Origin of the sequence: Kitasatospora sp. NPDC059599, from assembly GCF_042735125.1 — a bacterium.
In the GTDB taxonomy this organism is placed as follows: Bacteria; Actinomycetota; Actinomycetes; order Streptomycetales; family Streptomycetaceae; genus Kitasatospora.
In genome coordinates this window covers 43346-50944 of the sequence record NZ_JBHWCL010000059.1, presented here as the reverse complement: position 1 = coordinate 50944, position 7599 = coordinate 43346, and the positions used below count along the sequence as shown (strand labels likewise).

Here is a 7599-nt window from a genome sequence, read left to right as displayed (position 1 = left end):
CACCAGGAGTGCGCGCCCCGCCCCGACGTGTCCCTCCGGCCCGTTCCCGGGCCCGGAGGGAGCCGGCCTCAGGAGGTCAGCGAGGTCTTGCGGGTGGAGATGATCTGGTCGACCAGGCCGTACTCGGCGGCCTCCTCGGCGGTCAGGATCTTGTCGCGCTCGATGTCCTCGCGCACCTGCTCCACCGACTTGTTGGAGTGCTTGGAGAGCATCTGCTCCAGCTGCTCGCGCATCCGGAAGATCTCCTTGGCCTGGATCTCCAGGTCGGACACCTGGCCGCGGCCGGTCTCGGTGTACGGCTGGTGGATCAGGATCCGGGCGTTCGGCAGCGCCATCCGCTTGCCGGGGGTGCCGGCGGCGAGCAGCACGGCCGCGGCGGAGGCCGCCTGGCCCATGCAGACCGTGGTGATGTCCGGCTTCACGTACTGCATGGTGTCGTAGATGGCCGTGAGGGCCGTGAACGAGCCGCCGGGCGAGTTGATGTACATCTGGATCTCGCGGTCCGGGTCCATCGACTCCAGGCACAGCAGCTGCGCCATGATGTCGTTCGCCGAGACGTCGTCGACCTGCGAGCCGAGGAAGATGATGCGCTCCTCGAACAGCTTGGCGTACGGGTCGTACTCGCGGATGCCCTGGGTGGTGCGCTCGACGAAGCGCGGGACGATGTAGCGGCCCTCGGCGCGCATGTCCTCGACGCGGGCCTGGGCGGCCGACAGGCTGGGGATGTTCATGGGGATTCTGGTCCTCCGGGGCGTTGGGGCTGTGGTCTCGTGGGCCGGGCCGAGGCTCAGGCGCCCGTGCCGCCGCCGCCGGGGACGTCCGCGGCGCTGTGCATGATCGCGTCGATCAGGCCGTACTCCAGGGCCTCCTCCGGCGTGAACCAGCGGTCGCGGTCGGAGTCCCTGGTGATCTGCTCGAAGGACTGGCCGCTGTGGAAGGCGATCAGCTCGGACATCCGCTTCTTGGTGCGGAGGAGCTGCTCGGCCTGGATGCGGATGTCGGTGGCGGAGCCGCCGAGGCCCGCGGAGGGCTGGTGCATCAGGATGTTGGCGTTCGGCAGCGAGAAGCGCTTGCCCTTGGCGCCCGCGGTCAGCAGGAACTGGCCCATGGAGGCGGCCATGCCCATCGCGATGGTGACGACGTCGTTCTTGATGTACTGCATGGTGTCGTAGATCGCCATGCCGGCCGAGATCGAGCCGCCCGGGGAGTTGATGTAGAGGAAGATGTCCTTTTCCGGGTCCGCGGCCAGCAGCAGCAGCTGGGCGGTGATCTTGTTGGCGATGTCGTCGTCGACCTGCTGGCCGAGGAAGATGATCCGCTCGTTGAGCAGCCGGTTGTAGACCTGGTCGCCAAGGCCGCCGAGCACGTCACCAGCGGCGGCGTGCGGTGCCAGCGGGCCAGGCATCTGCATCTGCGGGAACGTCACTTAGCCACCTGCTCAGTCGTTTTGGAGGGCCGTTCCACGGCCGTCACGATGTCGCACAGCTTCCGGGTATCACGTCGTGATTGTTGCTGTCCAAGGACCCTAACGCGCGGCCCCGGCCGCAGAATCCCTCACGCAGAACTGTTCGCTGTGAGCGCAGGGTCGCGGCGGCCCGCGGGAGGGAAGACGGCGGGCCCGGACACCATGACGGCGTCCGGGCCCGCTGTGCGCCTCAGTGGGCTGCCGGGGCTCAGGCCTCGGTCTTCTCCTCGGCGGCGGCCTCGACGGTCTCGCCCGTCTCGTCCTCGTCGTCGAAGTTGATCTCGTTGCCCTCGGTGTCGACGACCTTGGCGGCCTCGACCACGGTGGCCAGCGCCTTGCCGCGGGCGACCTCGCCGACCAGCAGCGGCACCTGGCCACCCTGGACGACCTGCTGCGCGAACTGGTCGGGGGTGAGGCCCGAACCGGCGGCGCGGCGGATGAGGTGCTCGGTCAGCTCCTCCTGGTTAACACCCAGCTCCTCGTCGGCGACGATCTGGTCCAGGACGAACTGGGTCTTGATGCCCTTCTTCGCCTGCTCCTCGATCTCCGCCTCCCACTCCTCGAGGGTCTTGCCCTGGGTCTCCAGGTAGGTGTCGAGGTTCAGGCCCATCGGCTCCAGCTGGTGGTGCTCGACGTTGTGCTTGCGGGTCTGGATCTCGTCCGCGAGGAGCTTCTCGGGGTACTCGATCTCGACCAGCGCCAGCAGGGCGTCCAGCACCTTCTCCTGGGCCTGGGTGGCCTGGTCGTACTCCTTCATGCGCTCCAGGCGCTTGCGGGAGTCGGCGCGCAGCTCCTCCAGGGTGTCGAACTCGCTGGCCAGCTGGGCGAACTCGTCGTCCAGCTCCGGCAGCTCCTTCTCCTGGACGGCCGTGACGGTGACGGTGACCTCGGAGGTCTTGCCCGCCTGGGTGCCACCCTTGAGCTCGGTCTCGAAGGTCTTCTCCTCGCCGGCGGACAGGCCGACGACGGCCTCGTCGATGCCGTCGATCAGGCGGCCCGAGCCGATCTCGTAGCTGACGCCGGCGGCGGTGCCGTCGTCCGGCACCTCGCCGTCGACCTTGGCGACGAGGTCGACGACCACGATGTCACCGGCGGCCGCGGCGCGCTCGACGTCCTTGACCGAGGAGAAGCGCTCACGCAGCTGCTCCAGCGACTTCTCGATGTCCTCGTCGGAGACGGCGATCGGGTCGACGGCCACCTCGATGGAGGAGAACTCCGGGAGGGTGATCTCCGGGCGGATGTCCACCTCGGCGGTGAACTTCAGGTCACCGCCGTCGGCGATCTTCTCGACACCCTCGATGTTGGTGATGTCGGGCTGGCCGAGGACCTCGATCTTGCCCTCGTCGACGGCCTGCGTGTAGAAGCGCGGCAGGGCGTCGTTGACGGCCTCCTCCAGCACGGCACCACGGCCGAAGCGCTGGTCGATGACGCGAGCCGGGATCTTGCCCTTGCGGAAGCCCGGAACCGTGACCTGCTGGTTGATCTTCTTGTACGCCGCGTCGAGGCTGGGCTTGAGCTCCTCGAAGGGCACCTCGACGGTGAGTCGAACCCGGGTCGGGTTCAGAGTCTCGACGGCGCTCTTCACGGTTTGGTCTCCTATGGGCTTGCGGTCAGGTTGTCTCCGCCCGGCCCGACCGCCCGGCCTGAGCCGTACGGGTGGGTCGGACGAGACGGGCGATGGGCGGTTGGAGCTGCATCTCCCGTGGGGTGGACGGTGAGCTTGACTCCTCGCCCTCGTGCGGTTGACCTGGGTTTCCGCCACAGGGACTACCGCCAGCGCCCCATCCTACCGGTACCACGAAAGGCGGACGCCAGGCGGCACCGTAGCGGCCGAACAGAACAGGGCCCCGCCCCCGTGGACGAGACCCTGCCGCACTGTCGGGGTGGCCGGATTCGAACCGACGGCCTTCCGCTCCCAAAGCGGACGCGCTACCAAACTGCGCCACACCCCGTGGTGCCGAGAGGAAGCGTACACGGCAGGCCTGTTCGGCTCGCCGACTATTTCCGCGCGGGCGCGACAACGGCACCGACCGCGCGGGCGCGCGGGGGGAGTGCGAAAACGGGGTGTGCACGCGGGCCGCCGGACCAGGTACGCTGTTGCCCGAACTTCCGGCCGGTGACGGCTGGGGGGTCGCGCGGGCGTAGCTCAATGGTAGAGCCCTAGTCTTCCAAACTAGTCACGCGAGTTCGATTCTCGTCGCCCGCTCTTCGCCCGGCCCCGGTGCGCGCTCAGCGCACCGGGGCCGGCTGCGCTTCCGGGGCCCCCGCACGGCGGACCGGGCCCGGTGCGGCTCAGAGCCCCAGGCGGGCGGCCCGGGCGGCGGCCCGGTCGAGGAGCAGGTGGATGTCACCCTCCCGGGTGGTGGGGCGGTCGTTGAACTCGTCCGGGGAGCGCGCCGGGCGGCCGGTGCCGTGCAGCACCTCCATCAGCTGGACCCGGGCCGTACGGACGGTGGCCGGGGTGCCGTAGCCGTACGCCAGGACGGCGGCCTGGGCGCCGAGCAGGCAGACCCGGCCCGCCGCGTCCCACATCGCGCCCTGGAGCCAGCCGTGGGCGCCGATGTAGCGGGAGGCGAGCCGGAGGTGGCCGGCGGCGGTGACCGGGACGGGGCGGGCGGGGCGGCGCAGCGCCCGGTCGAGCAGGGTGGCCCTGGGGGTCGGGTGGCCGGCGTGCCAGGGCTGCGGGGTGCTGCCGTGGGGGCAGGTGTACGGCGCGTGGATGCGGGCGGGGGCGGGCAGCGAGGCGAGGTACGCCTCGATCTCGGCGACCAGGCCGGAGCCGTCCGGGTGGATCAGGAGCGGCCGGGGCCGGGCCGTCGGGGGTGTCGGGTTCGTCGGGGGTGTCGGGTTCGTCGGGCGGGCGGTGCGGGGCATGCGGGTTCTCCGGGCGGACGGCTTTCGGTTTCCGCTGCCCAAAGTGGTGCATCAGGGACATTTTCGCGACCGGAGGGGCCCGCCGTCCGAACGGTTTCCCGGTTGGGTTCCGGGCCGATAGCCTCGGCGGCGTTCGAGCGCAGGTTCGAGCGCGAGCTCAGTCCGAGCGCGAGCCCGAGCCGCGCTCCCGAGGTGGAGGAGTCCCGGTGGGTCCGCAGGAGCGACTGGCCGTCATACAGCACTGCGTGGTGCGGGAGATGGCGCGACTGGGCCAGGTGTTCCGCCTGGACGGCGAGGTCGTGCGGGGCCCGGGCACCACGGCGGTGGCGGTGCGCGAGCACCCCGGAAACGACGGCGCCGGGCACGTGGACCTCGGCTTCGTGCTGCAACTCGGCCGGGCGGACGCCCCGGTGGTGTGGGACTGCGCGGCCGGCCTGGGCAAGACCGAGGAGGAGAAGCTCGCCAACGCGGTGCGGATGTGGGCGACCACCACCGCCTCGGTGCTGGTCGAGCTGGCGGAGGGGCGCGGGGTGCACGCCGACCACCCCGACCTTCCCGAACTCCCGGGCTGGCGCGCGGTCCAGGGGCCGGCGGCGGTGTTCGGCTTCGGCAACGAGCACCTGGCGGGCTGGCTCGCCGAGAACCGGGTGCTCCCGGCGCTGGCGCCCGCGCTGCGGCCGGAGTTGACCGGGTCGGGACCGGTCGGCGTCAAGCTCTTCCTGGGCGGGAAGGCGGGGGACGACGTCGCCGAGGTCCGGGTGGGCGGCGAGGTGTCCGAGGCGGCGTCGGCGGCGCTGCGCGCGCTGGACTGGCCGCGGGGTGAACGGCTGTGCTGGGCACGGCTGTTCGTCCTGCTGATGGCCGAACGGGAAGTGCCCGAGCAGGCCGCGCCGGCGGGTGCCGCAGCACCCGCACCGATGCGCGTCCGGACCCCGGCGGCGGCGCGCCCCCGGGGTTTGTTCGCTCGTTGGCGGGAGGCGAGACGGGCCGGCCGGTGACGGCTGCCCGCCGACTCGCCCCGGTGAGCGGCCGGGGCGGGCGCTGCGCCGGGATCAGCCTCCGGTGATGCTGGAGATGCTGTGGGCGAGGTTGGCCAGCAGGGAGTTGATCGAGGTCGCGACCGTGGTCTCGTGCAGCATGAAGCCGAACAGGGCGGCGACGATCGCGTGCGGGATCTTCATCTGCTTGTTGCGGATGAAGATGATGCTCAGGATCGCGAACAGGACCAGCGCGGAGACGGAGAGTGCCACCCGGACTCACTTCCTCGTTTTCATAGCGGGGTGCCACCACCCGGCGACACCAGCGAAAGCCGGACCCCGGCATGTCCCACGGTCCCGAGGCGGAATCGCGGACCGTCCGACACACCGCCGGTGAGGGAGCCCACGGTCGACCGCTGTCTGTCGTGCCGCACGTGACGCCCCCTATCCCCCGAATCCTGAACAGTCCCGCCCGGACTCAGTGTGGTCGACCGTGCCGATTGCGTAAAGGTCTGTCCGTCGGCCCGACCCCGATATCCTGCGATGCGAGACGAGTTTCCGCCGACCGGGACGATAGCCGAGCGGCCCTGACGAATCGTCGGCGGGGCCGTGCTGAGCGGCCGGGAAGCGGTCGGGGGCGGTTAACGGAAGCCGCTGGTCCGGTCCGCCGACGGGCCGTCCGATTTGGCCGAAGATCAGCTGCCAGGCTTGACAGTTGCTGCCCACGGCATGTGCCGGACACACCCGCCCGGTCGCGCCGCGTTCCGCTCAGTCGCGCCAGAGCAGCAGCACCGCGCGGTCGTCGTTGATGTCCCGGGCGACGGTCTCGATCAGCGCGGCCGCGGCGCCCGCGCCGGCACCCGGCCCGCCGCCGGGCACCAGCCGGTCCGCCTCTCCCATCAGCCGGTCCATGCCCTCCGTGAGGTCCCGGCCGGGTGCCTCCACCATGCCGTCGGTGCACAGCATCAGGACGTCGCCCCGGTTCAGCCGGCCGCGCACGCCCTCGAACTTGGCGCCGTCGTAGATGCCGAGCAGCGGACCCTCGGCCTCCTTGACCTCCCAGCGGCCGGCACCCGCGAGCCGCTGCATGCCCGGCAGGTGCCCGGCCGACAGCAGCTCGTACTCGCCGGTGTCCAGGTCGAGCACCAGGTGGACGGCGGTCGCGAAGCCCTCCTCCCAGGACTGGCGCAGCAGGTAGCCGTTGGCGGCGGGCAGGAAGTCGTGCGCGGGCAGCGAGCCGACCAGGCCGCCGAAGGCGCCCGAGAGCAGCAGCGCGCGGGACCCGGCGTCCATGCCCTTGCCGGAGACGTCCGCGAGGACCACCTCCAGCAGCCGCCGGCCCGGGCCGGTCCGGGCGGCGACCACGAAGTCCCCGGAGAAGGACTGGCCGCCGGCCGGTCGCAGCGCCATGTCCGCGTGCCAGCCGGCCGGGAGCGCGGGCACCCGGCTCTGCACCCGCAGCCGCTCGCGCAGGTCGAACAGCATGGTGGAGCCGCCCCACCAGGGCACGCCGACCCGGGCCCGGAACTGGGCCAGCAGCAGGCCGCCCACCCCGGCGGCGCCGACCACCAGGGCGGCGCCCGGGGTCACGCCGTAGGTGTACGCCTCCGGGTTGTCGCTGGCGACCCGCTGGCCGGTGTGGATCACGGACTCGGCGGACAGCCCCAGCGCGGCCAGCGCGTAGAGCACCACCAGGCTGCCGGGGCGCAGCAGCAGCGCGCCGGCCAGGATCGGCAGGACCAGGGAGGTGGGCGGGGCCCAGTCGGGGATCCAGATGTTGAGCAGGATCAGCAGCGGGACGAGCAGGGCGAGCGCGCAGAGCACCGGCCAGTCGGCGGCGCCGCCGCGGAAGTAGTCCACACCGGCCGTGCGCAGCCTTCGGCGGACCCGGCGGAGCCTCTTGCGCAACCGGGCCGTCACGGGCTCGGACGCCGGGGTGGCGCCGGGCCTCGTCGCAGTCGTCTGGGGCGGTGCGCCCGGCGGTCTGCCAGCCATGGGGACCGACCCTATCCACGGGCACGGCCCGGCGTCGACGGCTCGGACGCGGGCGGGTGCGCCGGAGCGCGAGGCGCTCAGTGGGTTTCGGCCGATCGGGAGGGTCGCGGTCGCGCCGTCAGGAGGCGTACGCCGGTTGGGCGTACGAAACGAGCGGGTGGCGTGCGTGCCCCGCGCGCGGCGCCGTTCGCGCGCCGGGGCCTGTGGCCGATCCCACAGGTCGGGAGGCCGTCGCGGCCGCCCCGGGAACGGCGGCGGCGCGGGCCCGGCCGGCGGGGGGGCGGGCCC

Annotated in this window: 7 protein-coding genes and 2 tRNA genes; 2 read left to right on the top strand and 7 right to left on the bottom strand. The window is 72.0% G+C overall.

The genetic code is table 11. From position 1 onward, the window contains the following. Positions 1-68: 68 nt before the first annotated feature. The 4 genes from ACFV04_RS21510 to ACFV04_RS21495 all read right to left on the bottom strand — a co-directional run bounded on the left by ACFV04_RS21510 (position 69) and on the right by ACFV04_RS21495 (position 3417). The gene (locus ACFV04_RS21510; protein ID WP_329931164.1) at positions 69-731 is read right to left on the bottom strand and encodes an ATP-dependent Clp protease proteolytic subunit; all 663 of its coding nucleotides are present in this window, start codon (positions 729-731) and stop codon (positions 69-71) included. A gap of 56 nt (positions 732-787) precedes the next feature. Continuing rightward, positions 788-1405 carry an ATP-dependent Clp protease proteolytic subunit gene (locus ACFV04_RS21505; protein ID WP_360265466.1) on the bottom strand — a complete coding sequence of 206 codons (618 nt, stop codon included), beginning with the start codon at positions 1403-1405 and terminating at the stop codon, positions 788-790. Between the two features lie 268 nt (positions 1406-1673). After that, complete coding sequence (tig, locus tag ACFV04_RS21500; protein ID WP_380346007.1) at positions 1674-3050, bottom strand: trigger factor; 1377 nt, start codon at positions 3048-3050, stop codon at positions 1674-1676. A gap of 293 nt (positions 3051-3343) precedes the next feature. Beyond that, a tRNA-Pro gene (locus tag ACFV04_RS21495) sits at positions 3344-3417 on the bottom strand. A 183-nt stretch (positions 3418-3600) separates the two neighbouring features. On the opposite strand from ACFV04_RS21495, the gene ACFV04_RS21490 reads away from it, so the two are divergent. Continuing rightward, positions 3601-3671: transfer RNA gene (locus tag ACFV04_RS21490), tRNA-Gly, on the top strand. A gap of 86 nt (positions 3672-3757) precedes the next feature. Here ACFV04_RS21490 and ACFV04_RS21485 read toward each other — a convergent pair. Then, complete coding sequence (locus tag ACFV04_RS21485) at positions 3758-4339, bottom strand: hypothetical protein (protein WP_380346005.1); 582 nt, start codon at positions 4337-4339, stop codon at positions 3758-3760. Between the two features lie 206 nt (positions 4340-4545). Here ACFV04_RS21485 and ACFV04_RS21480 point away from each other — a divergent pair, with 206 nt between their 5' ends. Then, complete coding sequence (locus tag ACFV04_RS21480) at positions 4546-5337, top strand: DUF6348 family protein (RefSeq protein ID WP_380346003.1); 792 nt, start codon at positions 4546-4548, stop codon at positions 5335-5337. A 54-nt stretch (positions 5338-5391) separates the two neighbouring features. On the opposite strand, the gene ACFV04_RS21475 is transcribed toward ACFV04_RS21480, so the two are convergent. Further along, entirely contained in the window at positions 5392-5589 is a 198-nt protein-coding gene (locus tag ACFV04_RS21475) for a hypothetical protein (RefSeq protein WP_030058274.1), read from the bottom strand. A 495-nt stretch (positions 5590-6084) separates the two neighbouring features. Continuing rightward, positions 6085-7311, bottom strand: a complete 1227-nt coding sequence (locus ACFV04_RS21470) for a PP2C family protein-serine/threonine phosphatase (RefSeq protein ID WP_360265371.1) — start codon at positions 7309-7311, stop codon at positions 6085-6087. Positions 7312-7599 lie beyond the last annotated feature (288 nt).

Coding starts and splice junctions, on each gene's coding strand:
- ACFV04_RS21510 (WP_329931164.1), bottom strand. CDS start 731: ATGAACATCCCCAGCCTGTCGGCCGCCCAGGCCCGCGTCGAGGACATG.
- ACFV04_RS21505 (WP_360265466.1), bottom strand. CDS start 1,405: ATGCCTGGCCCGCTGGCACCGCACGCCGCCGCTGGTGACGTGCTCGGC.
- ACFV04_RS21485 (WP_380346005.1), bottom strand. CDS start 4,339: ATGCCCCGCACCGCCCGCCCGACGAACCCGACACCCCCGACGAACCCG.
- ACFV04_RS21470 (WP_360265371.1), bottom strand. CDS start 7,311: ATGGCTGGCAGACCGCCGGGCGCACCGCCCCAGACGACTGCGACGAGG.